The sequence below is a fragment of the Streptomyces sp. 1331.2 genome (genome assembly GCF_900199205.1).
Classification (GTDB): domain Bacteria; phylum Actinomycetota; class Actinomycetes; order Streptomycetales; family Streptomycetaceae; genus Kitasatospora.
Genome location: NZ_OBMJ01000001.1, coordinates 1,141,528 through 1,168,217, shown reverse-complemented (window position 1 = coordinate 1,168,217; position 26,690 = coordinate 1,141,528). Strand labels below are relative to the sequence as shown.

22 protein-coding genes are annotated in these 26,690 nt (G+C 75.6%); 17 read left to right on the top strand and 5 right to left on the bottom strand.

Annotation, left to right across the window (positions count from 1 at the left end):
• Positions 1-37: 37 nt before the first annotated feature.
• Entirely contained in the window at positions 38-1,417 is a 1,380-nt protein-coding gene (locus CRP52_RS04995) for an SWIM zinc finger family protein (RefSeq protein WP_097239842.1), read from the top strand.
• The gene (locus CRP52_RS04990; RefSeq protein WP_179852689.1) at positions 1,414-4,245 is read left to right on the top strand and encodes a DUF6493 family protein; all 2,832 of its coding nucleotides are present in this window, start codon (positions 1,414-1,416) and stop codon (positions 4,243-4,245) included. Before CRP52_RS04995 ends, CRP52_RS04990 begins: the two co-directional genes overlap by 4 nt.
• 98 nt (positions 4,246-4,343) lie before the next feature.
• Here the strand turns inward: CRP52_RS04990 and CRP52_RS04985 are convergent, their stop codons facing one another.
• The 3 genes from CRP52_RS04985 to CRP52_RS04975 form a co-directional block, all read right to left on the bottom strand.
• Complete coding sequence (locus CRP52_RS04985; protein WP_257033001.1) at positions 4,344-5,558, bottom strand: MBL fold metallo-hydrolase; 1,215 nt, start codon at positions 5,556-5,558, stop codon at positions 4,344-4,346.
• Between the two features lie 283 nt (positions 5,559-5,841).
• Positions 5,842-6,294: a MaoC family dehydratase gene (locus tag CRP52_RS04980; protein ID WP_097235269.1), complete on the bottom strand. Its 453-nt coding sequence runs from the start codon at positions 6,292-6,294 to the stop codon at positions 5,842-5,844.
• Positions 6,295-6,493: 199 nt separating this feature from the next.
• Positions 6,494-6,937, bottom strand: a complete 444-nt coding sequence (locus tag CRP52_RS04975) for a pyridoxamine 5'-phosphate oxidase family protein (protein ID WP_097235268.1) — start codon at positions 6,935-6,937, stop codon at positions 6,494-6,496.
• Between the two features lie 211 nt (positions 6,938-7,148).
• Between CRP52_RS04975 and CRP52_RS04970 the strand changes: the two genes are divergently transcribed.
• The 14 genes from CRP52_RS04970 to CRP52_RS38045 all read left to right on the top strand — a co-directional run bounded on the left by CRP52_RS04970 (position 7,149) and on the right by CRP52_RS38045 (position 22,065).
• Positions 7,149-8,003 carry a hypothetical protein gene (locus CRP52_RS04970; protein ID WP_097235267.1) on the top strand — a complete coding sequence of 285 codons (855 nt, stop codon included), beginning with the start codon at positions 7,149-7,151 and terminating at the stop codon, positions 8,001-8,003.
• A gap of 137 nt (positions 8,004-8,140) precedes the next feature.
• A complete protein-coding gene (locus tag CRP52_RS37560; RefSeq protein WP_143685648.1) occupies positions 8,141-8,764 on the top strand; it encodes a hypothetical protein in 624 nt (207 codons plus the stop codon).
• Positions 8,758-9,711 carry a hypothetical protein gene (locus CRP52_RS04960; RefSeq protein ID WP_097235265.1) on the top strand — a complete coding sequence of 318 codons (954 nt, stop codon included), beginning with the start codon at positions 8,758-8,760 and terminating at the stop codon, positions 9,709-9,711. Before CRP52_RS37560 ends, CRP52_RS04960 begins: the two co-directional genes overlap by 7 nt.
• Before the next feature lie 150 nt (positions 9,712-9,861).
• Positions 9,862-10,731, top strand: coding sequence for an SAF domain-containing protein (locus CRP52_RS04955; protein WP_257032293.1), 870 nt, complete (start codon positions 9,862-9,864; stop codon positions 10,729-10,731).
• Entirely contained in the window at positions 10,731-12,080 is a 1,350-nt protein-coding gene (locus tag CRP52_RS40365; protein ID WP_179852688.1) for a hypothetical protein, read from the top strand. Before CRP52_RS04955 ends, CRP52_RS40365 begins: the two co-directional genes overlap by 1 nt.
• Positions 12,070-13,677 (top strand): CpaF family protein, encoded by a 1,608-nt coding sequence (locus tag CRP52_RS04945; RefSeq protein ID WP_257032292.1) that lies wholly within the window; start codon positions 12,070-12,072, stop codon positions 13,675-13,677. The genes CRP52_RS40365 and CRP52_RS04945 overlap by 11 nt, the downstream gene beginning before the upstream one ends.
• Positions 13,677-14,639, top strand: coding sequence for a type II secretion system F family protein (locus CRP52_RS04940; RefSeq protein WP_097235264.1), 963 nt, complete (start codon positions 13,677-13,679; stop codon positions 14,637-14,639). The genes CRP52_RS04945 and CRP52_RS04940 overlap by 1 nt, the downstream gene beginning before the upstream one ends.
• On the top strand, positions 14,636-15,514 hold the full coding sequence (locus CRP52_RS04935; RefSeq protein ID WP_097235263.1) for a hypothetical protein: 879 nt from the start codon (positions 14,636-14,638) through the stop codon (positions 15,512-15,514). Before CRP52_RS04940 ends, CRP52_RS04935 begins: the two co-directional genes overlap by 4 nt.
• A 95-nt stretch (positions 15,515-15,609) precedes the next feature.
• A complete protein-coding gene (locus CRP52_RS04930) occupies positions 15,610-15,903 on the top strand; it encodes a hypothetical protein (protein ID WP_097235262.1) in 294 nt (97 codons plus the stop codon).
• Between the two features lie 38 nt (positions 15,904-15,941).
• Positions 15,942-16,316, top strand: a complete 375-nt coding sequence (locus CRP52_RS04925; RefSeq protein ID WP_257032291.1) for a TadE/TadG family type IV pilus assembly protein — start codon at positions 15,942-15,944, stop codon at positions 16,314-16,316.
• Positions 16,313-16,780: a TadE/TadG family type IV pilus assembly protein gene (locus tag CRP52_RS04920; RefSeq protein ID WP_143685646.1), complete on the top strand. Its 468-nt coding sequence runs from the start codon at positions 16,313-16,315 to the stop codon at positions 16,778-16,780. Before CRP52_RS04925 ends, CRP52_RS04920 begins: the two co-directional genes overlap by 4 nt.
• Positions 16,781-16,934: 154 nt before the next feature.
• A complete protein-coding gene (locus CRP52_RS04915; RefSeq protein WP_097235259.1) occupies positions 16,935-17,387 on the top strand; it encodes a hypothetical protein in 453 nt (150 codons plus the stop codon).
• Positions 17,387-21,442, top strand: coding sequence for a LysM peptidoglycan-binding domain-containing protein (locus CRP52_RS40360; protein ID WP_097235258.1), 4,056 nt, complete (start codon positions 17,387-17,389; stop codon positions 21,440-21,442). The genes CRP52_RS04915 and CRP52_RS40360 overlap by 1 nt, the downstream gene beginning before the upstream one ends.
• Before the next feature lie 104 nt (positions 21,443-21,546).
• The gene (locus CRP52_RS38045; RefSeq protein ID WP_097235257.1) at positions 21,547-22,065 is read left to right on the top strand and encodes a hypothetical protein; all 519 of its coding nucleotides are present in this window, start codon (positions 21,547-21,549) and stop codon (positions 22,063-22,065) included.
• Here the strand turns inward: CRP52_RS38045 and CRP52_RS04900 are convergent.
• Positions 22,025-22,570 carry an HAD domain-containing protein gene (locus CRP52_RS04900; RefSeq protein ID WP_097235256.1) on the bottom strand — a complete coding sequence of 182 codons (546 nt, stop codon included), beginning with the start codon at positions 22,568-22,570 and terminating at the stop codon, positions 22,025-22,027. The genes CRP52_RS38045 and CRP52_RS04900 overlap by 41 nt on opposite strands.
• A 173-nt stretch (positions 22,571-22,743) precedes the next feature.
• On the opposite strand from CRP52_RS04900, the gene CRP52_RS04895 reads away from it, so the two are divergent.
• Positions 22,744-24,924 (top strand): hypothetical protein, encoded by a 2,181-nt coding sequence (locus CRP52_RS04895; RefSeq protein ID WP_097235255.1) that lies wholly within the window; start codon positions 22,744-22,746, stop codon positions 24,922-24,924.
• A 181-nt stretch (positions 24,925-25,105) separates the two neighbouring features.
• On the opposite strand, the gene CRP52_RS04890 is transcribed toward CRP52_RS04895, so the two are convergent.
• Entirely contained in the window at positions 25,106-26,476 is a 1,371-nt protein-coding gene (locus CRP52_RS04890; RefSeq protein WP_097235254.1) for a S53 family peptidase, read from the bottom strand.
• Positions 26,477-26,690: the final 214 nt, after the last annotated feature.

The following is a 26,690-nucleotide window of genomic DNA, read 5'->3' as shown; positions in this document are numbered from 1 at the left end:
CGATGGACTGTCAGACCCCTCACCTAGCGTGCTCGGCATGACGCAATCCGCACACGCGTACGCCTATCTGCGCCCGTCGGCCGTCCTGGACGGCGCCGACGGCCGGCGCCTCGACCTGGCCACCTCCGGGGGCGCCACCCCGCTCGGCGCCGTCGCCAACCCGCGCTTCTTCGCGGGCTTCCTGGCCGATCCGGCGCCGGCCGCCGCCGCGCTGCTGGCCGTCGCGGACGTCGCCGCCGCGCGCTACTTCCAGCCGAGGCTGCGCGCCTCGCTCGACCCGGTGGTCACCGCGAACGGGGACCGGCTGCGCTTCGAGTCCTTCTCCGGCTGCTGCGGCGTCTACGCCCGGCTGGACGTGCTGGGCGCCGGGCTCGACGGCGACGAGATCGGCCACGGCACCACCAACGTGGACGTCAACAACCCCCTGCGCGAGGCGCTGACCAGGATCGGCCCGACCGACCCGCTGCACCTCGCGGTCGGGCCGGACGCGCTGGAGGTCACCACCTTCGACGGCCCGCTGGTGGAGAAGAAGGTCCCGCTGCCGGAGCGCTGGCTGCGCGGCTTCGCCGAGACCCAGGTCGTGGCGGCCGGCTTCGAGCTGCGCGCCGAGCTGCCCGCCGCCGAGGCGGTCCGCTTCCTGCGGTCGCTGCCGCGCGGCGGGCGCGGCAGCGCCGGCTGGGTCGTTCCGGCCGGGCGGACGCTGCGGCCGACCACCCGTCCGGTGCCCGGCGCGGTCTGCCTGCCCGGGCCGGAGCGGCTGGCCGCCCTGCAGCGGGTGCTGCGGCACGCGCTCGCCCTGCGGGCGTACGGGCCGCTGTCCGCCGGGGAGCCGACCGCCTCCGCCTGGGAGGCGGTGCTGCCGGGGATGCGACTCACCCTCACCCTGTCGCCCGACGCCTCCCGGGGCTTCTCCGGCGAGGGCGGGGTGCTCGACGCGCTCGCCACCGGCACGGCCGAGCAGGACGCCGAGCTGGTGTCGGTGCTGCTCGCCTGGGAGCCGCGGATCGAGGTCGGGGACCTCGCCGAGCAGTCCGGCCTGAGCCCCGAGCGGGTCCGCGCCGCGCTGACCCGGCTCGGCACCGCCGGGCAGATCGGCTACGACACCGCCGAGGCCGCGTACTTCCACCGTCAGCTGCCGTACGACGCCGGGCGGGCCGAGGCGGCCAACCCGCGGCTGCGGGCGGCCCGGACGCTGGTCGAGGCGGGCGCGGTGCGGCTGGAGGAGGGCGGTGCGACGGCCGTCGTCACGGTGGACGACCACATCCAGCGGGTGCGCACGGACGCCGCGGGGCGGATGAGCTGCACCTGCCTGTGGTGGGCCAAGTACCGCGGCGGGCGCGGGCCGTGCAAGCACGCGCTGGCGGTCGGGATGGTGCGGGAGTCGGGGCGGGGCGGGGCGAAGGCGGTTCGGGGATGAGCGGGGGCGTGGTGGACACGGCGGCGACGGAGGCGGCGGAGGCGGTGGCGGGGGTGGTCGCGGCGGGGGCGCGGGAGGCCGCAGGGGTCGAGGCGCTGCTGGCGGCCGTCCGGGAGGGCCGGGTGCCGCAGATACCGGCGCTGGTGGCCGACTTGGACCACGGGCAGCGGCGGGCCTGCCTGCCCGCGCTCAAGGCGCTGCGCAAGGAGCTGCGCGAGGACTGGTCGAAGGAGGGCATCGCGGCCCGGGGTGCGCTGCTGCTCGCGGGGGCCGGCTGTCACGCGGGCCCGGCCGGCGCCGCCACCTGGCTCGGTGGCCGGGACTTCGCCGTCCGCGACTGGGCGCAGCAGCCCGCGCTGGCCCGGCTCGTCGAGGCGCAGCCGGTGGAGTGGCAGGTCGAGGTGGCCACCCGGCTCGCCGCCCGGCCTGCACCGCGCTGGGGGTGGTCGTACTACCCGATGATCGAGGCCGTGGTGCGGCGCACCGGCTGCGAGGTGCCGCAGACCGAGGCCTTCGTCCGCGGGTGGATGGACCGGCTGCGCAGCGGCGGAGGCCCCCAGCCGACCCTCCTGGACCAGCTGCGGGCCGACTCGTTCACCCCGGTGCTGCTGCCCCGGGTGTTCGAACTCGCCGACATCGGTGGGCTGTTGACCTGGCGGTTCGGCCCCCGCCCCGGGGACGCCTGGCCGGAGGCCGTCGCCGGGCTGGCCGCGGCCGGGGTGGTGGACCGGGCGACGGTGACCGACTGCTGCCTGGCCCGGCTGCTGCGCGGCGGCAAGCCCGCCGACCAGCGGGCCTTCCTGGAGGTGCTGCGGGCGCTCGCCCCGACGCCCGAGGAGTACGCGGCCCGCGCGCGGGACGTGGTGGCGCTGCTGGACGGCCTGTCGGTGATCGCCGGGCACGCCCAGGGGGTGCTCGCGGAGCTGGACGAGGCCGGGCTGGTCGAACCCGAGCTGCTGGCCGAGGCCTCGGCGGTGGTGCTGTTCCGCGCCGAGAAGAAGCTGGTGCGCGCCCAACTGGGCTGGCTGGAGCGGGCCGCCCGGCGCGCGCCCGAGCGCTCCGGGCCGGTGGTGCTCGCGGCGGCCCAGGCCTTCGGGTCCGCGGACCCGGGCGTCCAGGAGCGGGCGCTCAACGTGGTGGCCCGTCACCTGAAGGCGGCGGGGGAGGCGGTGCTGCCCGGGCTGCGGTTGGCGGCCGAGGCGCTGAACCCGGTTCACCACCGCCGGGCCGGGGAGCTGTTCGGCGCGCCGGTCGGTGGTGGGGACGACGACGGTCCGGACACCGGGTGGGACGACACCCTGCCGCCCGCCCCCGCGCCGCGCCCGCTGGGTGCCCCGATCGCCTCGGCGGCCGAACTGGCGATGGAGCTGTCCGCCCTGCTCGCCGTCGAGGAGCCGGAGGTCGCCGTCTTCGAACGGGTGCTGGACGGCCTGGTCCGGCAGGCCCACCTGGACCGCGCGGCGCTGGTCGAGGCGCTGCAGCCGGTCCGCCGGGTGCACCCGTGGAACGGCGTCGGCCGCTGGCACGACTGCGAGCCCCGGGACATCCTCTACGTCGTCGCGGCCGTGGCGGGCGAGACTCCGCCGCAGCAGCTCTGGGGCTCCCTCGGGAACAAGGGTCACTCCCGGCTGCGCGGCGGCGACAACACCGTCCACGGCACCGTCCTCGCCGCCCGGATGGAGGAGGCCGCCTGGCAGGTGACCGCCGACCGGCCGCCCTACCTGCTGGCCACGCCGACCGACAGCAGCGGCGCGCTGGACGCGGGTGTGCTGGTCGAACGCCTCGCCGGGTACGAGAAGGCGGGTGTGACGCCGGGCAGGGCCGACCTCTGCGCGGCCCTGCTGCGGGTCGGCCCGGGTGCGGGTGCGGGTGCGGGTGCGAGGGCGGGTGCGAGGGCGGGCGCGAGTGCCGGGGCCTTGCGGGACAGCGAGACGTTGCGGGCCGCCGAGGCGCTGGGATCGCCGGCTGGCCGGTGGGTCGCGCACTGGCTGCGCACCGGAGGCCTGTCCGGCCAGCCGTCCGAGCGGGTGCTGTTCGCGCCCGGCCGGGGCTCGCGGCACGGTCACCACTACGGGAAGCGGTGGTGGGAGGACGTCCGGCGGGTCGCCGTCGCCCAGCCGGGCATCGGCGCAGGGCCCGAGGGCCCGGACGGCGAACGGCTCGGGCCCGAGTTCCGGGCGCTACTGGAGGGCACCGAGCCGAGCATGGCCCGGGTCCGGAAGGTGGGCGCCTGGCCGTGGTGGCCCTCCGTGCACTGGGCCGCGATGCTGCCCTGGCACCGGGAGGAGCTGGCCGCCCGCTGGCTCGACCACGTCGCGGCCGGCGCCGACCGGGACGAGCGCGGCGTCGGGCGGATGCTGCCCGTCCTCGCCGAGGCCGGCGGCCCGGCCGGGCTCGCGGTGCACCTGGTGGTGGCGTACGGCCTCGGCGCCCGGCACACCGAGGACCGTACGGCGGCCGTGGACGCCCTGCTGGTGCTCGCCGCGCGCGGCGACCTGGACGGCGGACTGCTCGGCCGCGAGCTGGGCGAGCTGGCGGCCTGCGGCACGGTCAAGCCCACCCGGCTGGCGTCGGCGCTCACGCCGGCGGCGGGGACGGGTGCATACGCCACGGTGTGGTCGGTCCTCGGGGCGGCGCTGCCCGGCCTGCTGGGCGCGGCCGAGCAGCCCGTACGAGGGCTCGGTGACCTGCTCGCCCTCGCCGCCGACTGCGCCCGGCGCAGCGGCGCCCGCGGCCCGGTGGCCGAGGTGACGGCGACGGCGGCGAGGGGCGGGTCGAGCCGAGTGGTCAAGGAGGCCCGGGCGCTGCGGGACGTCCTCGCGGGCTGAGCGGCGCGGCGGGGGGTCGGCGCCTTCGCCGGCGCTGCCGGTCGGGTGAACGGAGTTCAGCGAACAACTTTCAGCGGACAACTTTCAGCGAACAGATTTCAACGAACAGACTTTGAAATCTGTTCGTTGAACTCTGTCATCTGTTCGCGCACCTCGGCCTCCGAAGCCCCCGCCTCGGCCGCCGTTTCCGCCGCCCGCTCGTCGGCGGGCGGCTCGATGCCGTGCGGATTGCCGGCGACGGCACGCCACCAGAGGCGGAGGGCGGGCGGGTCGGCGGGCTCGAAGGGCTTGCCGGGGCGCGGGACCGCGAGGCGGGCGCCGAGCGCGTGGGCGGCGGCGACCACCCGCTCGGCGGGCTCCTCCCAGGGGTGCAGTGCGAGGTTGAAGGTGCACCAGTGGATCGGCAGCAGCAGCTCCCCGCCCAGGTCCAGGTGTGCCCGGACCCCCTCCTCGGGCGTCATGTGCACCTCGGGCCAGAAGTCGCTGTACGCGCCGACCTGCACCATCGTCGCGTCGAACGGGCCCAGCCGGCGGCCGATCTCGGCGAAGCCGGGGAAGTAGCCGGTGTCCCCGCTGTGGAAGATCCGGTGCCCGCCGCCGGCGACCACCCAGGACGCCCACAGGAACAGCGTGCTGGTGCGCGGGCCGCGGCTGCAGTAGTGGCGGGCCGGGGTGGCGGTCAGGGTCAGCCCGGCGACCTCGGCCGACTCCCACCAGTCCAGCTCGACGATCTGCTCGGCCGGTGCGCCCCAGTGCTCCAGGTGCGCCCCGACCCCGAGCGGGACGGCGAACACCGCGCCCGTCCCGATCAGCGCCCGGACGGTGTCCATGTCGAGGTGGTCGTAGTGGTCGTGGGAGATCACCACGACGTCCACCGGCCCGAGTTCGGACAGCGGCAGCGGCACCGGGTGCAGCCGCTTGGGCCCGGTCCAGCCGAACGGGGAGCAGCGGTCGCCCCAGACCGGGTCGAGCAGGACGCGCCGTCCGCCGATCTCGGCGAGCACGGTGGCGTGGCCCAGCCAGGTCAGCCGCAGCCCGGAGTCCGGCGGAGTGGCCAGGTCGACCGGGAGCAGCCGGTGCACCGGTACGGCGGCGGCCGGGACCCGTCGGGTCTTGTCGCCGGTCAGCTGGGCGCGGGTGATCTCCAGCGGGCTGCGCTCGTACACCAGGCGGCGGGTCGGGACCGGGTTGCGGAAGGCGCCGTCGGCGAAGTGCGGGGAGCGGCGGATCCGGGCCAGCCGCTCGCCCCGGGGCTCGGCGCCGAAGGCATCGGTCCGGACCCGGTGCCAGGCGGCCCGGGACAGCCCGGCCAGCCCGGGGACGGCGCGGTCGGCGGCGAGGCCGGCGGATGGCGGGGCGAACTGCGAAGACAGACCGGCGAGGCGGGAGAACCACGGGACGGGGCGGGGCACGGCTCCTCCAAGGACGGTCACGGCTACCGGGCGTGCCGGGGCGCGTACCGCAGTGGCGGTTGGGGCCATTGCGATACGACAACCATCTCGTCGGAGGTTACTCGCCGTGGGCCGTCCGGACCTGGTGGAGAGCCCGCTGCGGTCCGATCGGCGTACCCGACCGAACCGCAGCGGCCGGACCCCGTCAGGCGTAGAAGCGGGTGATCGTCTCCGCGACGCAGTGCGGTTTGGCGCTCTGCTCGCTCGTGATGGTGAACCGCACCACGGCCTGGACGCCACCCGGCACCTCGGTGGCCGAGACCAGCTCGGCGGTGGCCCGGATCGCCGTGCCCACCGGCACCGGGGCCGGGAAGCGCACCTTCTCGGAGCCGTAGTTCAGCGCCATCCGCACGCCCTCGACGGCGTAGCACTCCTTCGCCAGCACCGGGATCATCGACTGGGTCAGGTAGCCGTGCGCGATGGTCGAGCCGAACTGGCTCTCCTTCGCCCGCTCCGGGTCCACGTGGATCCACTGGTGGTCGCCGGTCGCCTCGGCGAACAGGTCGATCTGCCGCTGCTCGATGGTGTGCCACTCGCTGGTGCCCAGCTCGGTGCCGACGGCGGAGGTCAGTTCGGCGAGGGAGGCGAAGGTCGTCACGGTGCGCTCCTGGAGGGGGGACGGGCCCGGGGAGGGGCCAGGACGCCGGAAGCGTATGCCTACCCACCGGTATCTGTCAGGAGCCCGAATCCGTCCGGGGCCCGAATCCGTCCGGGGCCCGAATCCCGTCCGGAGCCCGAATCCCGTCCGGAGCCCGAGGACCGTCGGCCGTACGGCCGCCGTACCCGGGGTCCGGACCTCAGGGCCGCAGCGCGGCGCGGCCCGGGGAGCCGTGCCCGGTCGGGAAGAGCCGACGCCCGCTCACCAGCTCCGGCACCAGCGCCACGAACAGCGGCTCCGGGTCGCCCACCCACGGCCGCAGGCCGGAGCGCAGCACCCGCCGTACCTGTTCGGGGTCGCGCACCAGGTCGGCCCGCCCGTGCACCAGCACGCTCCAGCCGGTGCGGGTGACCGGGTCCAGCAGGTCGGCCTGGAAGGCGACCACCGTGCCGTCAAGCCCGCGCGCGGTGGCACTTCCCCGGCGCACGGCGAGCACCAACCGCCCGTCCAGGACCTCGAAGGAGACCGGCAGGACGGCCGGCAGTGCGTGTTCGGTGTACACGACGCGCCCGACGGGCACGGTGCTGAGCAGCCGTAGGCATTCGGCTTCGCTCAGGGTCTCCACACGGTCCTCAGGCTCCATGCGTCCGATCGTCCTCCGGTCGGCGCTCGCGTCGATAGGGCCCATGGTCCCTGCGCGGGCGGGTCGGGAGCCCCGTCGGCGGCCGTCCGGGGCGGTAGCCTGCCCGGCGGCGGACGGTGACGCGAACGGCGGCCCGCCCGTGCGCCGCGCGGCGGGCGACCACAGCGGAGGCGGCGGCCCCGGGTGCCGGGGCCGGCCGGGAGGGGGACGGATGGCGGGCGGGGTCGATCTGGTGGTGATCGGGGCGGACGGCGGGCCGGACCGGGCCTTCGGCGGGTCGGCGCTCGCGCCGGACGGCGCCCGGCTGCTCGCCGAGGTGTTGCCCGGGATGTGCTTCGACACCGGCGCGGCCGGCTGCCGGGTCACCACGGCGGCGCCGGACGCGGACGCCAACGTGCTGCTCACCGCCGTCCGGGACGCGGCCCAGCACCCGGGCCGCTGGCTGGTGGTGTGCCTGGTCGGCCAGTTGGTGGCCGATCCGCGCGGGCGCCGGCTCGCCCTGGTCACCGGCGGCAGCACCGCCGACAACGCCTACCGCCGGGGTCTGGCCTGGGACTGGGTGGTCAGCGCGATGGTGCACGGGGACCAGGAGGAGGCGCTGCTGCTGGTCGACGCGGTGGCCGACCGGGACACCTGGGCCGCCCTGGAGCGCGGCGGCGGCGAGGACGGCGCGGGCGAACTGCTGAGCTACTCGCGCGTCCCGCTGTGGGGCCGGATCGGCCGCTACGCCCCGGGTAGACGCGGCCGGGACGCCGTACTGCCGGGCGGCGAGGGCTCGTTCAGCCGGGCTCTGACCACCGTCCTGCGCCAGGGCGTCCCGGGTGCCCCCGCGGCCGTCGCCCCGCTGGACCTCCAGCCCGCCGTGGCGGCGCTGACGGACGGTGGTGAGCCGGCCGGTAGTTCGGGTGCGCCGGGCGCGCGCCTGCTCGTTCCGCCGCACGGCGGGCGCCTGTTGATGCGCAATCGGGCCGCGGTTCGGGGCGCATTGGCCGGATTGTCGCTTTCCGAAGAACTGTTGGCCGTTCTGTGGCGGGAAAGTGCCCCGACGGAACCGCCTTCCGCGTAAGGTCAGGGGGCCTGAGGTGTTGCCGTGATGGGGTGGGTTGGCGAAGAATCGATCCCCAGCGGAAACACCGGCGGGACAGCGGAATTCTTCTGGCGGCCGTGGATCACTGATCTGGTCGGTCGCGACGAGGTGGGGCGATGCGGCAGCGCGGAAATGTGTTGCGCCCTGGGGCGGTCGGGGTCGGCGGGGCGGTTCTGGTGTTGCTGCTCGGCGCTTGTGCGAGCAGTGGTGCCGGCGGTTCCGTCGATCACCTCGGGACGACTGCGCCCCCTGTTGCGGGAGTGAACCCGCTAACTCCTTCGAGTGGTTCGGTAAACGCCACGATCGCGCCGACCGACGGTCCCGAAGGGGCCCTGGGGCGGGTCGCGTTGAAGGCGTATCAGGACTGGTGGCAGATCCAGGCCGAGGTTTTCGGGCGACCGGATTCGGACGGCTACACACTGGAGCAGTACTCCTCCGGGCGGGCCCTGTCCGACACCCTCGTCGGCCTCCGCCAACTACGCGACGCCAAAGTGGTGATGACCGGGACGCCGCGCAATTCGCCGGTGGTCAAGGCCATCGACCTGAAAGCCGATCCGCAAACCGCGGTGATCGAGGACTGCGTCGACCTGACCGACTGGCATCGCGTCGATGCCGTCACCGGGGCTGCGAAGGATCCGGTCCAACGCCTGAACCGGTACGTCGCGACCGCGTCCCTGCGCATGTTCCAAGAACATTGGCTGATCTACGAGTTCACACGGGAGGTGGACCGGACATGCTGAACGCGCGGAAACCGGCCCGGCGATTCGCGGCCGTGGCGTCGATGTCGGCGGGGCTGCTGCTGTCCTCGGCCGTGACTGCGACGGCGGACGAACCGCCGAACGGCGGGGCCGAGCAGTGTTTCCCGAACGTGATCTGCGCGGGCGCCAATTCCGGCGGAAAGACCCCCGCGCCCGGATCCACGAAGCCGGGCACCGGCGGTGGCGGCAGTACGGACAACGGCCCGCAGCTGTGCAGCTACCACGACGTCCCCTGGGCTTGCCACGACCCGCAGTTGGGCTGGTTCAACAGCGACCAGGGCTGCTACTTCCGCGGGCTGGACAACCCGCCTGCGGCGGGCGACCCGTCCTGGGGCGGGCACGATCCGAAGGACGGCTCGCTCTACTCGAAGGTCTGCCCGCAGACCGGCGGCGGCCAGGACGGCGCCGAGGTCGTCTTCGTGCCCAACTCCCAGGCCGGGCCGAAGCCGGACGCCGAGGCCATGGCCATCGAGTCCGCCCGAGAGAGGGTCGTCTTCGGCAAGCCGGTGGGCAAGGTCGCGCCCGGCGGCACGGCGGTGGTCAACTCGCCGGTCTGGCTCTGGGCCGAGAACGCCGCGACGCCCGCGCCGGGGACGGCGGCGGTGCAGGGCGTCTCGGTCACTGTCACCCCCAGGCTGGTGCGGGCGGACTGGAGCTTCGGTGACGGGGTGTCGACCACGTGCGCGACGGCCGGGACGCCGTACGACCCCAAGTACGAGGGCGCCGAATCCCCGGACTGCGGCTACCTGTTCAAGGCCAGCTCCGGCAAGCAGAAGGACGGCGTCTTCGCCGCGACGGTGACGATGAACTGGGAGGCCACCGTCGTCGTCACCGGAGGGTCCAACCCGCGGACCTTCAAGATCCAGGGCATCAAGCAGACCAGCCCGGTCTTCCGGCTCAAGGTCGCCGAGATGCAGGTGCTCAACTGACGTGCCGCTGCCGGTCGCTGACGGCCGCTGCCGGTCGTTGACGAGGACCGGTGAGCGGCATGAACGACTGACGAGCGACCGACGAGCGCCCGACGAGCGATCGACGAGTGACCGACGAGCCAGAGACGAACGAGGGAAGGGCGGAACCCGGTGGAGAACCGTACATTCGCGACGCCGGGATCCGGCACACCCGCGGGCGCCGGGGCGTCCGTTGCGCTCCCGGAGCAGCCGGAGCAGGGCGGCGGCCCGGGCAAGGGCCGGGGGCGGGCCGCGCCGCACGCCCCCGGGCGGGCCATGCGAGCGCGGCGGCGCCGCCCGGCCGTGCTGGCGATGGCGGTCGCGCTGATCGCGGCCGGCGGGCTGGGCGGGGCCGTCCTCTACAACAGCACCGGCCAGCGGGTCGCGGTGCTGGCGCTCGCCCGGGACGTGCCGTGGGGGCAGGTGATCACCGAGGACGACCTGGTGGTGGCCCGGATCGCGAGCGACCCGGCGCTGCACCCGCTGTCCGCTGACGAACGGGGGAAGGCGGTCGGCCTGCGCGCCGCCACCGACCTCAAGCGCGGCGCGCTGCTCACCGGCGCCGACCTGGCCCAGGGCCTCACCGCGCAGCCCGGGCAGATCGTGGTCGGCGTGTCCGCCAAGCGCAGCCAGCTGCCCGCCAGCCGGCTGCAGCCCGGGGTGCAGCTGGTCGTGGTCTACACGCCCGACAACGGCCGGGCCGACTCGCTGCCCGCGACGGTCATCACCGTCGGCCGGGTGGACACCGACGGCAGCCAGGTGATCGACGTCGCGGTCGGCACCGCGGACGGTCCCCGGCTGGCGCAGTGGGTGGCGAGCGGGCGGATCCAGGTACTGCTGGCGCCGCGCGGCACCTCGGCCGGCGCAGCCGGGGGCGGCGCCGCGCCGAACCCCGCGCCGAGCGGCACGCCCGCCGCGGGGGCGCCTTCCGCGGGCATCCCCGCCGGAGGCGCCGGGACACCCGGGACGCCGGGAGCCCCGGCCGCGACGGGGGGCGCCTGATGGCGGTGATCGCGGTGGTCGGCGGTCCGGGCGCGCCCGGCGCGACCACGACCGCGCTGGCGCTGCTGCTGGCCTGGCCGCTCCAGCCCGGCCGGCGGATCCTGCTGGTCGAGGCGGACCCGGACGGCGGCGCGGTGCTCGCGGGCGCCCTGGAGGGCCGGGTCGAGGCGGTGTACGGGCTGCGCAACCTGGCCGTCGCGGACCGCCGGGGGTTGCTCGCCCAGACCATCTGGGAGCAGCTGATCGACCTCTCACCCGACGGCGAGGCCGAACGCCTGCTGCTGCCCGGGCTGACCGACCCCACCCAGGCCCCCGGCCTCGCCTACACCTGGGAACCGCTCGCCGAACTGCTGCACGGCATCGAACAGCAGGGCTACGACGTCATCGTGGACCTCGGCCGCTCCGGCGCCACCGGCGCCAGCGCGGTGCTGGCCCGCCGGGCGGACGTGGTGGTGGCCACCGTCCGCACGACGCTGCGCGGGCTGAGCGCGATCCGGCCCCGGCTCTCCGCCCTCGCCGAGGACCTGGCCTCCGGCGGCACCGGCGCGGACGCGCTCGGGCTGCTGCTGGTCGCCGAAGGGCCGTACCCGCGGGCGGAGGTGGCTCGCGAGCTCGGGTTGCCGGTGCTCGGGGTGCTGCCGTACGCCGTCCGGACGGCGAAGGTGCTCTCCGACGGCGGGGACACCACCGACCGGCGGTTCATCCGCTCCGAGCTGATGCGCACGGCGCGGTCCGCGGCGGACGAGGTGCAGCTGCTGGTCCGCCGCCGGCGGCAGCGGCTCGCGCCGAACGCCGAACCGGCCGCCACCCCGGCCCAGTTGGCGGCGCCCGCCCCGGTTGCGGCCCCGGGTCCGGTGCCGATGCCGGTGCAGCCGACGCCGACGTCCGCGCCGGCCGCGTACGGCCAGACGGCGTACGGCCAGCCGTCGTACGCCCAGACCTCGTACGCCCAGCCGTCGTACACCCAGGCTCCCCAGGACCAGGCCGCCCAGGGGCAGCCCCCGTACGGCCAAGCTCCGTACGGGAAGGGTGGGTACGCGCAGGCGCCGTACGGCCCGGTGGACGCCGAACCGCCGTCGTACACCCCGCCGCAGCCGGTCCCGCCGGTGATCGTCACCGGCCCGGTGGCGCCGCTGGCCGGGCTGGCGCCGCAGCCGGCCGCGCCGGCGCCCTTCCCGGCGCACGTGCAGTCGCCGCAGCAGGCCCACCGGGGCGACCAGGGGGACCGGGAGGACCGGGTCGACCCGGATGACCAGTACCCGCTCCAACAACCGACGGTGACGGACGGTCAGGTGCAGCTGAACGGGCAGTACCCGCACAACCCCGGGGAGGTGCTCCGTGCGCGGTAGCCCCCTGCACCAGCGCCCGGCGGCCGACCCGGCCGCCCTGCCCTGGGTCACACCCACGACCGGGCCGGTCCCGCCGACCGGGCCGGTGCCGATCCCCGCCACCGGCCCGGTCGCGCCGCAGCCCGCCCCGGCCGCCGCCGCAGGCCCGGCGACGCCCACCGCCGTACCCTCCCAGCTGCCCTCGCTGGACGTGCGCGGTGCCGCCACCCGGCCGGCCGTCGACCCTCAGGTCGCCCGCGAGCTCAAGCGCCAGGTCGCGGCCGAACTGCACCAGCAGATCACCCGGTTGACGACCGCCTCCGGCTCTGAGCCGGACCGCGCCACCCGCCGCCAGCGCGGCCGGGCGCTGATCGAGGAGGCCGTCGCCCGCTGGTCCGACGCCTACGCGCAGACCCACGGCATTCCGCCCACCCGGGAGCAGGACCGCGCCCTCGCCGAGGCCGTCTTCGACCTGCTGTTCCGGGCCGGCCGGCTCCAGCCCTACCTGGACGACCCGGAGATCGAGAACATCCTGATCAACGGTTGCGACGACGTCTGGGTCTCCAAGGTCCACCAACCGCTGCGCCAGGTACCGCCGGTGGCCGACAGCGACGCCGAACTGGTCGAGCTGCTACAGGACTTGGCCCGACAGCACGGTGGCGGCGAGCGCAGCCTGTCCACCGCCAGCCCGACGCTCGCGCTGCGGCTGGAGGGCGGCATGCGCCTGCAGGCGCTCACCGAGGTCACACCCCGCCCGTACGTGGCGATCCGCCGCCACCGGGTGGCCTCCGCGACGCTGCCCGAGATGGTCGAACTCGGCACCCTGGACGGCACCTTGGCCGCCTTCCTGGCCGCCGCGATCCGGGCCAGGAAGAACGTGATGATCACCGGCACCCAGGGCGTCGGCAAGACCAGCCTGCTGCGCGCGATGGCCGCCGAGATCCCGCCGGACGAGCGGATCGGCACCCTGGAGTCCGAGTTCGAGCTCTGGCTGCACACCCTCGGCCACCTGCGCCAGGTCGTCCCGATGGAGGCCCGCGAGGGCAACGGCGAGCGCGTCGAGGGCCGCCTGGCAGGGGAGTTGACGATCGGCGACCTCATCCCGGCCGCGCTGCGGATGACGCTGTCCCGGATCATCGTCGGGGAGGTCCGCTCCGGCGAGGTCGTCCCGATGCTGCGGGTGATGACCAACGGCGAGGGCGGCTCGATGTGCACCCTGCACGCCCGCGGCCCGCACATGGTGGTCGACCGCATCGCCGAACTCTGCCTGGAGTACGGCTCGCACATGACCGACTCGCTCGCCTACCGGCTCACCGCCAACGCCCTGGACCTCATCGTGCACGTCACCATGGTCGACGAGACCGCCGTCGGCGGCCGCCGGCACCGCTTCGTCTCCCACGTCCTGGAGGTCACCGGCCTCGGCGAGAGCGGCCGGCCCGCCCTGAACACCGTCTTCGGCCCCCGGCCGGACCTCGGCGAGCCGCGGGCCGTCCCGCACACCCCGCCGCAGTGCCTGGACGACCTGCGCCGGGCCGGCTTCGACGCCGGCCTGCTGGACTCCCGGTACGGGAGTTGGGCCACCCCGCTGCAGCTGAGGATCGGCGGTGGCGCGCGGTGATGCTGCTGTTCGCCCTGTGCGGGCTGGCGGTCGCGGGCGGCCTGGTCGCCCTGGCGGCCTGGTTCCGCGGCAGCGACCCCGCCGACGAGGACGCCCAGGCGCGGCCCAACCCGCTGGCCGGGCGCGCCCACGTGTTCTGGTACGGCGCCCCCGGTTCGGCCGCGCCGCGGATGGTGCGGCTGCGCCGCGTCCAGCTGCCGCTCGCGCTCGCCGGCGCGCCGCTGGCCTGGCTGTTCACCGGCATCCCGCTGACGGCGTTGCTGGTCCCGCTGGCCGTCTTCGGCCTGCCCTGGCTCTTCGACACCACCCGCCCGGACACCCACCGGATCGAGCGGCTCGAAGCGCTGTCCGAATGGACCCAGCGCATCGCCGACGTGCTGCTGCTCGGCGTCGGCCTCAACCAGGCCATCGTCACCAGCCGCCGCACCGCGCCCGCCGCCCTGGAGGACGAGATCGGCGAACTGGCCGCCCGGCTGCAGGCCCGCTGGCGGCCCGAGGAGGCCCTGCACGCCTTCGCCGACAGCCTCGCCGACGCCACCGCCGACAAGGTGCTCGCCGCGCTCGTGCTGCGGTCCGGGGACAGTGGCCCCGGCCTGGCCCGCACGCTCTCCGACATGGCCGACTCGGTGCGCGAGGAGGTCCGCCAGCGCCGCGCCATCGAGGCCGACCGGGCCAAGCACCGGACCACCATCCGCTGGCTGGTCGGCATCATCGTGCTGGTCGTCACCGTCGGCTCCTTCAACACCGAGTACACCCGCCCGTACGGGACCTTCCTCGGCCAGCTGGTCCTCGCCGTGGTCGCCGCCCTGTTCGTGGCGATCATCGCCTGGATGCGGGCGCTGGCCTCCCATCCGCCGGTGCCGCGGCTGCTGACGCCGGACCGGCGCAGCCGGCGCGGCCGGCGGGCGGGCGCCCGGGCGCCTCAGCCGGAGCGGGCCGAGCAGCTCGGGGAGGTCCGGTGATCTCGCCCTGGTCCGTGCTGGCCGGCGCCGCCGCGGCCGGCGGCATCGCCCTGCTGATCGCCGAACTGCGGCCCGCGCCGCCCGACCTGCGCCAGGCGCTGGACCGGCTGCACGCCGTCCCCGCCGACCGCGAGCAGGACCCGGACGAGCGGCCGCGCTGGTACGACCGGGTCGGCGAGCGCTCGGTCCACCTGCGCGGGGTCTCCGTCCCGCGCCGCGAACTCGCCCTGATCGGCCGCACCCCGGCCCGGTTCATGGTGCACAAGCTGCTGTTCGCCGCGCTCGGCCTGGTGCTGCCCGCCTACCTGGGCGCGATGGCCGTGCTGATGGACACCGGCCTGCCCTTCGCCCTGCCGCTGGTCGCCGGGCCGCTGCTGGCCGGACTGCTCTGGTTCGTCCCGGACGCCATCGTGCGCGGCGAGGCCAAGGAGGCGCGCACCGAGTACCTGCACGGCATCGCCGCCTACCTGGAACTCGTCGCGCTGGAGCGGGCCGCCGACTGCGGTCCCGCCGAGGCGCTGCGCCGGGCCGCCTCGGTCGGCCGGGGCACGGTCTTCCGGCGGATCCGCGACGCACTGGAGCGCGCGGCCACCGACCGGCTCCCGCCGTGGGCCGGACTCGACTCGCTGGCCGAGGAGTTGGGCCTCAGTCCGCTGCAGGACGTGGCGGACATCATGCGGCTGTCCGGCACCGACGGCGCCGCCGTGTACGACACCCTGCGGGCCCGCGCCAAGGGTCTGCGCGGCGAACTGCTCGCCGAGGACCTGGCCCGCGCCAACGCCGACAGCGAGCGGATGGTCGCGCCGGGGGCCGCCCTGACCCTGCTGATGACCGTCCTGATCGTCTTCCCCGCGCTCCACCAGATGCTCAACTGACCGACGTGCCGGAGCAGCTGACACCGACACCACCCGGTGGCACCGACACCACGCGGCTGACACCACACCACACCGCCACACCCCGGGAGACCCCGATGACCGTACGACTCGCCCACCTGGCCGGAAGGGTGCTGCGACCCGTCCTGCTGCCGGTGCAGTTCGCGCTGCTGCTGTTCACGCTGCGGCTCGGCCGGCTCCGAGCCGCCCGCGCGCGCGGCGACCGCGGCGCGATCAGCATCGAACTCGCCCTCGCCATCATCGCGTTGGTCTTCGTCGCGGGCGCCGTCGCGACCGCGCTGTACCTGCTCAAGGACAAGGTCGTCCAGAAGGTGGAGCAGGACCCGAACATGCCCGGTGGCGCTGGCGGCGCGGGCGGCGCCACCAAGTGATGCGCCCGCCTCTCCGCCGCGGGGGCGACCGGGGGTCGATGAGCGTCAGCCTCGCCATCGTCTTCCCGGTCGTCCTGCTGCTCCTGCTGCTCGTCGTCCAGGCCGCGCTGTGGTGGTACGACCGGCAGGTCGCGCTCACCGCCGCCCGCGAGGGCGTGGACGCCGGGCGGGTGCAGGGCAACGCGACGGACGAGGGGAAGAACGCGGCGGCCGAGCGGCAGGCCCGGGACTTCCTCGACCGGCAGGGCGTGCGCTCGTACGAGGTGCGGACGTCCGGCAGCACGGCCGACACCATCCGGGTCACCGTGCAGCTGACGCCACCGCTGCTGATACCCGGGCTGTCGGCGCCCGCCATCACCCAGTTCGCGGAGGCGCCGCGCGAGCGCTTCGTCCCGCCGGCGGTGAAGCCGTGAGGCGGGGAACGCCCGGGGCCGGGCCGCGGTGGTGGCGCTCGCGCAGACGGGACCGCGGCGGGATCGCGATCGAGGCGGCGATCGTCGTGCCGGGCGTGGTCGGCCTGGTGCTGCTGGCCGTCGCCGCCGGACGGGTGCAGACCACGGCCGGCACCGTCGAGGCCGCCGCCCGCGCCGGGGCCCGTACGGCCACGCTGCAGCGCGACCCGGAGGCGATGGCGAAGCCGGCCAGGGACTCCGCCCTGGAGACGCTGCGCCAGCAGGGCGTCTCCTGCCGCGACGGGGACGTCCGGGTCGAGAAGGGGAAGCTCGACCTGCCGGGCGGGCCGGTCACGACCGTCACGGTCACCGTGGTCTGCGACGTCGAACTGTCCGACCTGCTCGGCGGGCCGTCCGGGGTGCCCGTGACGAAGCACCTCGTCGGCGAGTTCCGCTCGGTGGTGGACCGTTACCGGGGCACCTGAGGGCGCGTGCCTCCGCCGCCGGGACGCCGGGGGATTGGAGGCGGCCCGCGCGGGGGAGACGCAAGCGGAGAGCGCCCGGGGGATGACACAGCGGTATCGAGCGGCGCCCGGTGGGGGCCGGTGGGGAGGACGGCGTGCGGATCGGGGGGAGAGGATGCGGGTGCTGAGCCGGCTGCGGCGACGGACGGCGGGTCGGCCCGACCGGGGCGCGGTCGCCCTCTTCGTGGCGATCTGCGCAGCCTACGTCGTGCTCGTCATCGCCCTGGTGGTCGACGCGGGCGGCCGACTGCGGGTCGCCGAGCGCACCGACGCCTACGCCCTGGAGGCCGCGCGGGTCGGCGGGCAACAGCTCGACCAGGCCGAGCTGTTGAAGGGCAAGGGGTTCAAGGCCCAGCAGAAGTACGCCCAGGACGCCGCCGACGCCTACCTCGGCCTGTACGGCCTGAAATCCGAGCACGTCGATTTCTCCGAGGACGGCAAGGTCGTCATCGTCACCGTGCAGGCCGACTACCGGCCGGTCCTGCTGGGCGCCCTCGGGGAACGGAAGGTAACGGGCAAGGGCAGTGCGACCCTCGTCCACGGAGTCGAGAAAGCGGAGACCGACTGATGGCCGCGCCACGTGCCAAGGACCAGGCCCGAACCGCCCAGGCCCGCACGGGCCGGGCCGGAGCCGCGCATCGGGGCGGCGGCGCCGCGCGCCGGCCCGCCGCCCCGGCGCCCCGACCGCCGCGCGGACGCGGCCGCGGCGGCGCCCTGATCACCGCGCTCGGCGCGCTGGTCACCCTGCTCGTGCTGCTGCTCGGCGTCCCCGCGCTGCTGCTCTACGGCACCCAGGCGGTCGCCGGCATGGGCGACGTGGCGCCGGGCGGCATCGGGGAGGCGCTCACCAGCCCGGACGACGGGCGGCTGTTCCTGTGGGCGCTGGTGGTGGTGGGCTGGCTCGCCTGGGCCTGCTTCGCGCTCTCCGTCCTGCTGGAGATCCCCGCCCAGCTGCGCGGCCGGGTCGCCCGCCGGATCCCGGCCTTCGGCTGGAGCCAGCGGCTCGCGGCCGGACTGGTCGGCTCGGTGCTCGCGCTGCTGCCGGTCGCCGGATCGGCCTTCGCGGCCGTCCCTGAACTCGCCCACACCCCGGCCGAACAGGCGCAGTTGACCCCGGGCGCGCAGCGCGCCGCCCTGCCCGCCGCGCAGTCCGCGCCCGCCCTGACCCCGGCCGCCGAGCAGCAGCCGACGTACACGGTGCGGGACAGCCGGCCCGCCGACAGCCTGTGGTCCATCGCCGAGCGCCAACTGGGCTCGGGCGAACGGTGGATGGAGATCGCCAGGCTCAACGACGGGCGGGTGATGGACGATTCGGGCATCCGCTTCGACGCCGAGCGGCCGATCCAGCCCGGGTGGGAACTGCTGATGCCGGCGGACGCCAAGCCGGACGAGGCGAAGGGCCCGTCGGCCGCTCCGGCTCCGGTGCCCTCGGGGGATGCGGCCCAGGGCACTGCGCAGGGCGCACCACAGCAGGGCGCACCGCAGCAGGGCACTGCGTCGCAGGGGAACCCCCCGCAGGGGACGTCACCGCAGGCCGGGACCGAGCCGGGCGGTACGGGCGGGCAGCGGACCGTCACCGTACGGGCCGGGGACAGCCTTTCGGGCATCGCCCAGCGGGAGTTGGGGGACGGCGAGGAGTGGCCGAAGCTGTTCGACGCCAACAAGGGGGTGCAGGCACCGGACGGCGAGCGGCTGACCGACCCGGACGTGGTGGTGCCGGGGATGGTGCTCACGGTGCCGGGGGCGGCTGCCGCTCCTGCGCCCGCGCCCGCGCCCGCTCCTGCGCCTGCCCCCGAGCCCGCGCCTGCTCCCGAGCCCGCGCCTGCTCCCGAGCCCGCGCCTGCTCCCGAGCCCGCGCCTGCTCCCGAGCCCGCGCCGGCTCCGGCTCCGGCTCCGGCCCCCGAGCCTGCCCCGGCCACCCAGGCGCCGACGCACGCGCCGACGCAGGCGCCCGCCCCCGCCGCGCACGCCGACCCGGCCCCCAGCGACGACTACACCGTCGCCCTCGCGGCCTCCACCGTCGGCGTCCTGCTCGCCGCCATCATGGTCGGCACCGTCGCCCACAAGCGCGGCACCCAGCAGCGCGCCCGCCGCCCCCGGCACCGCATCGCGATGCCCACCGCCGAGGCCGCCGCCTTCGAGAACGAGCTGCTGGCCCGGCAGGACCAGGCCGGGCTGGAGCTGCTGGACCGCGCCCTGCGCACCCTGGCCCGCAACACCGTGCGCGGCAGCAAGCGCCTGCCCGCCATCGTCGCCGCCCGGATCACCCCCGGCCACACCGTCGAGCTGCACCTGTCCGGCCCGGCCACCCCGATCGCGCCGTTCCGCGCAGCGCACGCCGCCAACGTCTGGTGGTGCAGCGCCGACTCCGGCGACCTGCTCAGCGCCGCCCAGGCCCGCAAGACCGCCGCGCCGTACCCCGCGCTGGTCACCCTCGGCACCTCGCCCGACGGCTCGGTGGTCCTCGCCGACCTAGAGGCCGTCCGGCTGCTCCACCTCTCCGGCCACCCCGACGACGCCCGGGACGTGCTGCGCACCCTCGCCGTCGAGCTCGCCCACAGCCCGCTCGCCGACCGGCTCCACCTGCACCTGGTCGACCTCGCCGAGGAGGTGCCGATCAGCGGCCCGGCCGCCGAACGCGTCCACCGGCACGCCACCCTGGAGGCCGCACTCGCCGCCCTGGGCCCGCGCACGGCCAAGGCCCGCGCCACCCTGGTCGCCGCCGAGGCCAGCAGCCCGCGCGACGCCCGCAGCCGGGGCCAGGCCGACGAGTCGTGGATCCCGGAGATCGTGCTCTGCGCCCAGCAGCCCGGCGGCGACGTCCCTGCCGAACTCGGCCGGCTGCTCGACGCCCGCCCGCGCACCTGCGTCGCCGTCATCACCCGCGCCCCCGAGCGCGGCACCGGCCCGGTCGCCCGCTGGACCCTGCCGACCAGCGGCCAGGCCGCCATCCCGGGCCTGCACCTCACCGTCGAGCTGCAGCGCCTCAGCGGGCCGCAGTACGACCAGGTCGCCGAACTGCTCCGAGCCGCCGACGACACCACCCAGCACCCGGCTCCGGCCTGGACCCTGGACGGGCCGGAGGACACCGACACCACCGAACTCCCGCTCGCCGTACCGGTGCTGGCCGGTGTCGGCGCCGCGGGCGGTGCGGGTCCCGCTGGTGGTGCGGGTGGTTCGGGAGAGGCGGGGGCGGACACCGCCGCCGGTCCCCGGCTGCTGGCCCGGGTCATCGGCACCGGCGCCAGCCCGTTCGCCGGCACCGACCCGGTGACGCCCGCCCCGGCTCCGGTGCCGGTGCCGGCTCCGGCCCCCGTCCCCGCCGGTCCGGCACGGTTCGCCGTCAACGGGCAGGGGCGGCAGGCCACCGGCGACGAGACCACCCGGGACCTGCGTCGGCCTGGCGGGCAGGAGGAGACCGGTGAGGGTACGGGCGGTGCCGCGGCCGATGACGCTGCCGAGGCCGGGACGGTGGACGCCCCGGCGGAGGCCACGGCGACCGTCGTCCTCGCCGTTCAGCCGGTGGTACCGCGGCCGGCGGCGCCGGGGCCGGCCGAGGAGCCGGCTCCGACGGGCGCCTCCGCTCCCGAGAGCGGCGCCGACGCCGCCGCCGGAGCTGCCGAAGCCGAGGCCGCGGAGACCGCGGAGGCCGGGGAAGCCGCGGAGACCGCGGAGGCCGGGGAAGCCGGGGAAGCCGAAGCGGCCGTCACCCCGGAGCCCGTCGTGACGGCGGGCCCCGCGGCCCTGGACCCCGGTCCCGCCGCGGTGGCCCCGGTCGCCCGGACGGCCCGGACCGCAACCGGTCGCAGCGACAGCGACGACCTGCTCGCCATCCTCCGGTCCCCGGAGGCGCACGCCCCGCGCAACGCACCCCGGATCCGGCTGCTCGGCCCAGTGGACGTCGCCGGCGTCCTCGGCACCGCCGAACCCGGCGCGCTGCCCCGGCTCACCGAACTCGCCGTCTACCTCGCGCTGCGCCCCGGCGCCGACCACCGCGCCCTCGACCAGGACCTGCACCCGGGCGCCGCGCACCTCGACCCGCACCCCACCACGGCCGACGCCAAGAGCCCGCTGCCGGCCAAACTCGCCGACCTGGCCGCCTGGTTCGGCACCTCGCCCGAGGGTCACGTCTTCCTGCCCACCGAGGGCACCGACGGCTACTCCTTCGCCCCGGCGGTGACCTGCGACTGGGACGAGTTCCGCAGCCTCTACCGGCGCGGCATGCGCAGCACCAGTGCCACCGCGGACGCCGCCCTCGCCCACGCCCTGGCCCTGGTCCGCGGCGCCCCGTTCGCCGAGGCACCGCCCGCGTCCTACGGCTGGGCGGAGGCCGAACGTCAGGACATGATCGCGGCGATCGTCGACACCGCGCACGAACTGGCCGCCCGCCGCCTGCAGTACGGCGACCACCGCAGCGCCGAGGCCGCCGTCTTCCGCGGCCTCGCCGTCGCCCCGGACGTCGAACTCCTGCACCGGGACCTGTTCTACGCCTACGCCTCGGCCGGCGCCCGGGACCAGCTCCTGCGCGCCGTCAACCGCCTGGACGCGCTCAGCCGCCGTACGGGACGCGACCTCGACTCCGACACGGTCGCCCTGCTCAGGGACCTGCTCGCCGGTTCCTGAGGACGCCGCCGCACAGGGCGGGACCGGCCTCGGCCGGGTGGCACCGCCGGATGCCACCCGGCCGAGGCGCAGCGCCGTACGGATTCCGGAGGGTGAGGAGCACCGTGCTCGCGAGTCTGATCGCCGTCCTCGGCACGCTGTTGGGGTCTCTCAGCACCCACCTCTTCCAGCAGCGGGCCGCTGCGCGCGGCGAGGCGAGGGCGCGCGAGGAACTGCTGCGCCAGGAACTCCTGGCCGCGTACGGCGGGTTCGCCGCGGCGGTGACCGAGCTCAAGCGAGCGCTGGTCACCGTGTGGCTGCGTCGGTCGGACCCGGTCGCACTCGGTCCGGCGCTCGCCGAGGCCGACCGGTTGGGCGCCGTCGCCGAGACGGCGCGCTTCCGGCTGCGGTTGGTGTCCGGCCGGCCCGAGACGCTGGCGGACGCCGCGTTCGCCCGCGCCGGGGCCGTGCGCGGCGCGTCCGACGAGGACGAACTCGCCGCAAGGGAAGTGGAGTTCGAGGCGGCCGTTGGTGCATTCATCACGGCCGCCGCCGAACACCTCGCTGCCGTACCGGAGTCGGCGCCGCGGCCGGTCGTGCGGTTCAGGCTCGGACGGCGCGCAGCCAGGCCTCCAGGGCGGTGAAGTCCGCCTCGGTGAAGCCGCGTTGCGGGTCGACCCGGTGGAGGAGGGCGGGGGCGGGGGAGTGGGCTGCGACCCATCGGCGATCCGCCTCGGTGATCTCGTCGTCCACCCAGGCGAACGGCCGCCCGGCGGCCCGGGCGACCAGTGTGCGGGTCTTCCAGTGCAGGCCGTGCAGGCCGTGCGGTCCGGCGTCCGCGTAGCCCGTCTCGTCACCCGTCTCCTCCACCGGCCAGGCCACGACCGGAAGTTGCGGCAGGCCGAGCCACGGCGCGAGGCAGGCGTTGGCGTCCTCCAGCCAGGTGGTGGCCCAGACGAGTTCACAGGGCAGGCGCAGCAGTCGCGGTCCGAAGGCCGGGTCGGCGCGGCTGACCAGCGGGTCGCCACCGGTTCCGGTGTCGGCGAACGGGCTGCGGAAGGTGGGATAGCCGCCGGGGGGAGGGCCGCCGAAGGGGATCAGCGGGCCGTCCACGTCGAGGAACAGCAACGGGCGGCCGGGAGCGGTCATGACCGCACGATAGCGGGCACCGCGGGCGGTGTGGTGCGTCGATCGGAGACCCGGCCTGGATAGGGTGCGCCGGGATCTCGTAGGGTGGCCGCGCACGGAGTGTGGTGGCAGGTGCCACACGGGCAAGGGCATCAGACGCCGCGGGAGCGGCGGGGCGGGGCGGTGACCAGGAGATGGCGGAGACGACAGCGGTTTCCGGAGGTCCCGACCCGACAGCGGACTCGGGCCCCTGGGACGCCGTACCGCCGGCCCCGCGCCACCCCTCCGAGGAGCACCCGCCCGGTCCCGCCGCGCTCTACGAGCCGCCTCCGGTACCCGCGGCGCCCCCGGCCGCGCCGCTGTCCGCGCCGCAGCCCGTCCAGGCGCCCACGCCGCCGCCCGCACCCCCGGCCGCGCCGCCCGTCCCGCCCACCGGATGGACCCTCACCGGCCTGCCCGCCGTCGGTGCGGCGACTCCGCCGCCGTTCCCGGCCGTGAGCGGGACGGCGGGTGGCATGCCGGGAGGTGCGCCGGGCGCGACCGCCGCCGGTCCCGGCGGGCTCGGCACCGCGCCGCGCGGACGGATCCTGGTGATCGAGGGCGGGTACGGCAACTCCGGCCGCCGCACCTGGGGCCGGGGCGGCCCGACCCAGGCGCCGGTGCTCTCGGCGATGCTCGCCGCCGTCTCGCCGCAGGTGCTGCTCGCCGCCGACGCGGTGGACGCCGTGCACCTCCCCGGCGCCGGCGACCCGCACACCGTCCTCGCCCACCTGCGGGCCGCCTCCCGCCACCCCGGGCCGCTGCTGGTGCACGTCGGCGGCCACGTGGTCGCCGACAAGCGCGGCGGACAGCTCCAGCTGACCCTGCGCGACGCCAAGCAGGACGGACTGCCCTGGCAGGCCATCGCCGCCGAACTGAGCCACCGGCCGGCCGAGTGGCAGACCCTCGTCATCGCCGACCTGAGCGCCGACCAGAACGCCTGGCCGTACCTCCAGGGAACCGTTTCGCCGCTCAGCGAGGGCATCCCGCTGTGGGCGGTCGTCAGCCCGGACCCGGAGCAGATCGGCACCTTCACCCGGGCCCTGATCGAGGCGCTGCACGGCGGCCGCCCCGGCGCGGGCGAGGTGCTCGCGCCCGAGCACCTGCGGCAGCAGGTGTACTCGGTGCTGCGCCCGGACGTGGTCATCCTGGCCACGCACGCCCCGGACCGCCCGTTCTTTCGCAACACCGCGCGACGCGGCGACGCCCTGGCGGTCGAGCTGCCGCCGGTGGCCGACGCCGTGCCGGTGACGGACCCGGCGCCGGCGGAGCTGCCGCCGCCTCCGGCCGCCCTCCTGCCGCGCCCGACGGAGCCGCAGGACGACCTTGCCGCGCCACCGGTGACGGCCTCTCCCGCCCTGGCCGCCCCGGCCGCCCCGACGGCCGTCGGCGGTCAGGTGAGCCTGGTCAAGCCGGGCGTGCCGCCCACCCCGCCCCGTCCGGGCCGCCCGGTCAGCCTGCTGAAGGCGGGCGAGCCCGTCCCGGCACCGGGCGTGACCCTGCACAAGGCCGCCCCGGCCGACGCCACCCCCGAGGACGCCGTACGCGAGGACGCCGTACGCGAGGACGCCGTACGCGAGGACGCGGGATCCCCGGTGGGTGTCACGCTCCGCAAGCCCGCCCGTACGGCGGCCCCGGACGTCGTCGCCGAGGCCGAACTCCCCCAGGTGGAGGAGGCGGTGACGGAGCCCGTCGCGGACGCCGCGGCCGAGGAGGGGGTGACCGAGGTCGAAGCGGTGGCGGAGGCCGCCGAGGAGCCCCGGGACGCCGTCCCGGCCGAGGTCGCACCGGCGGAGGCGGCCCCCGCCGAGAGCGCGCCGCAGGACGAGGTGCCCGCCGACGCGGCCCCCGTCGATCCGGTCCCCGCCGTTGTGCCTGCCGAAGCCCCGGTGGCCGGCCCGCCCCGCGCGGACTACCGCGAGGTCATCGGACGGATCGTCCGCAGCGCCGACGCCGGTGAGCACGCCGTCGCCACCGACCTGGCGTTCGCCCTCGAACTGGAGGCGATCGCCGAACACGGCGCCGTCTCCGAACCGGTCCTCCAGGTACGGCAGGTCCGCGCGCACGTGTGCCGACTCGCAGGTCGGGCGGCCGAGGCCGCGGACATCTACCGCGAGGTGGCCCTGTCGCTGCTCCGCTCGCAGGGCCCGGAGCACCCGGAGACGCAGCAGGCGGCCACCAATGCCGAGGCCTGCTGGCGTTCGATCACCGACCGCGCGGAGGCGATCCGGATCGCTCCGGAGATCATCGAGCTGCGCGCCTACCTCCCGGGCCCCGAGGGCCGCAAGCTCCGCGCCGCCGAGCGCTACCTCGCCCAGCTGGCCGCCGCCGAATGACGGCGGGGCAGGCGGCCGCGGACAGGGTGACGGCTGACGGCTGACGGATCACGAGTGACAAGTAACAGGTAACAGAAAACAGCGGACAGATAACAGATTTCGAAATCTGTTATCTGTCCGCTGTCATTTGTCAGCCGTCCGCCGTCGGCTGTCCAGCCGTCAGTCGATCAGCGACCGACGATCACCGACCGGCGATCGCGTGCACGAACTTGGCCGCGTCGATGGTGCCCAGGCCGCTGGCCAGGTCGTAGCCCTCGGTGGCGTTGTAGCCGGTGACGCCGTTCCAGCCGTTGTCACCCTCCTTGACGTCCACGATGCCGCTCCACTGGCTCGGGAGCAGGTTGAGGCCGTACAGGCGCCAGTTGAGCTGGCCGAGGCGGTAGCCGGCGAGCTGGTCGGCGAGGGCGACGACACCCGAGAAGATCGGGGTGGCCTCGCTGGTGCCGCCGGTGAGGTGCCAGCCGACCGCGGTCGGGTCGTAGGACTCGTAGGTCCAGGCGGCGCCGTCCACGGCCGCGCTCATGCTGATGTCCGGCGTGCCGCGGTGGTTGCCGGTGACGTTGGCGACGCCGGCCTGGTACCACGGGCGCTCGAAGACGCCGGAGACGCCACCGCCGCCGGCGCCGGACTTGTCGTGCCACACCTTGTCGGCCGCGGTGCGGTTGCCGTTGTCGTCCAGGGTGAGCTGGGTGCCGCCGATGGAGGTGACCAGCGGGTCCGAGGACGGCCAGGAGTTGACCTTGTACGGGTACAGGTCGGAGCCGTTGGCCTGCGCGTCGGTGGCACCGTTGTCGCCGGAGGCGCCGAGCACGGTCACGTTGTGGTCGGCGGCGGCCTTGAAGGCGTAGCGCAGGTCGGTCAGCGACTTGAAGTCGCCCTTGTCGTAACCCGGGAAGGTGTTCTCGGTGGCGCCGAAGCTCTGCGAGATGACGTCGCCGCGGCCCTTCTTGATGAGGTCCTTCTCGGCGTCCATCATCTCGGGCAGGCCGGTGGTGCCCTCGGTCTCGGCGACGCCGGTCTCGACCAGGATGATGTGCGCGTCGGGGGCGACCGCGTGGGCGTACTCGACGTCCAGGGTGGTCTCGCCGGCCCAGCCGGTGTGGTCGGGGTTCTTCGGGTCGAAGACGGGGACGTTGCCCCACTTGACCACCTCGACGTTGGTGTCGGGGATGCCCCACTGCTTGTCGAAGACCTCCAGGTCGTGCTGGATGGTCGGCGAGCCGAAGGAGTCGACGATGACGATCGTGCGGCCCTTGCCGGTGACGCCCTCCTGGTACAGCGGGTTCAGGTTGTAGGCGGCGCGGTACTGCAGCGGCGAGTAGCAGTGGATGCCGATCTGGCTGACGCACTGGGTGGTGCTCAGCGGGGCGACGCGCGCCTGGGCGTTGTGGTGCCCGAAGGAGGCGGGGCGGACGTGGACGCCCGCGAGGTCGTGCGAGGGGGCGGCGGTCGCGGTGCCGACGGCCGGAACGGCGACGGTGCCGGCCGTGAGGGCGGTGGCCCCGACGGCGAGCAGTGCCAGGGCGCGACGGAGGGAAGCGGGGCTGCCCATGGGACTCCTTGAGGGGGACGCAGGGCCCGACCTTGGTCAGGTCGGGTCGGTCCGGCCATCCCATCGACTGCAACATGATCATGCCATAGTCATTTGGTGGGGTAGTCCGATCGGCGCCATGGTCATGATCGGCCACGCGAAAAGGTAAAGGCCGTCCCAGGGGAAGGTAACCCCGCATCTGGGACGGCCCACTGACTGGGCGTCAGAAGTGGCC

Coding starts and splice junctions, on each gene's coding strand:
- CRP52_RS04995 (WP_097239842.1), top strand. CDS start 38: ATGACGCAATCCGCACACGCGTACGCCTATCTGCGCCCGTCGGCCGTC.
- CRP52_RS04990 (WP_179852689.1), top strand. CDS start 1,414: ATGAGCGGGGGCGTGGTGGACACGGCGGCGACGGAGGCGGCGGAGGCG.
- CRP52_RS04975 (WP_097235268.1), bottom strand. CDS start 6,937: ATGGAGCCTGAGGACCGTGTGGAGACCCTGAGCGAAGCCGAATGCCTA.
- CRP52_RS04970 (WP_097235267.1), top strand. CDS start 7,149: ATGGCGGGCGGGGTCGATCTGGTGGTGATCGGGGCGGACGGCGGGCCG.
- CRP52_RS37560 (WP_143685648.1), top strand. CDS start 8,141: ATGCGGCAGCGCGGAAATGTGTTGCGCCCTGGGGCGGTCGGGGTCGGC.
- CRP52_RS04960 (WP_097235265.1), top strand. CDS start 8,758: ATGCTGAACGCGCGGAAACCGGCCCGGCGATTCGCGGCCGTGGCGTCG.
- CRP52_RS40365 (WP_179852688.1), top strand. CDS start 10,731: ATGGCGGTGATCGCGGTGGTCGGCGGTCCGGGCGCGCCCGGCGCGACC.
- CRP52_RS04940 (WP_097235264.1), top strand. CDS start 13,677: ATGCTGCTGTTCGCCCTGTGCGGGCTGGCGGTCGCGGGCGGCCTGGTC.
- CRP52_RS04930 (WP_097235262.1), top strand. CDS start 15,610: ATGACCGTACGACTCGCCCACCTGGCCGGAAGGGTGCTGCGACCCGTC.
- CRP52_RS04925 (WP_257032291.1), top strand. CDS start 15,942: ATGAGCGTCAGCCTCGCCATCGTCTTCCCGGTCGTCCTGCTGCTCCTG.
- CRP52_RS04915 (WP_097235259.1), top strand. CDS start 16,935: ATGCGGGTGCTGAGCCGGCTGCGGCGACGGACGGCGGGTCGGCCCGAC.
- CRP52_RS40360 (WP_097235258.1), top strand. CDS start 17,387: ATGGCCGCGCCACGTGCCAAGGACCAGGCCCGAACCGCCCAGGCCCGC.
- CRP52_RS04900 (WP_097235256.1), bottom strand. CDS start 22,570: ATGACCGCTCCCGGCCGCCCGTTGCTGTTCCTCGACGTGGACGGCCCG.
- CRP52_RS04895 (WP_097235255.1), top strand. CDS start 22,744: ATGGCGGAGACGACAGCGGTTTCCGGAGGTCCCGACCCGACAGCGGAC.
- CRP52_RS04890 (WP_097235254.1), bottom strand. CDS start 26,476: ATGGGCAGCCCCGCTTCCCTCCGTCGCGCCCTGGCACTGCTCGCCGTC.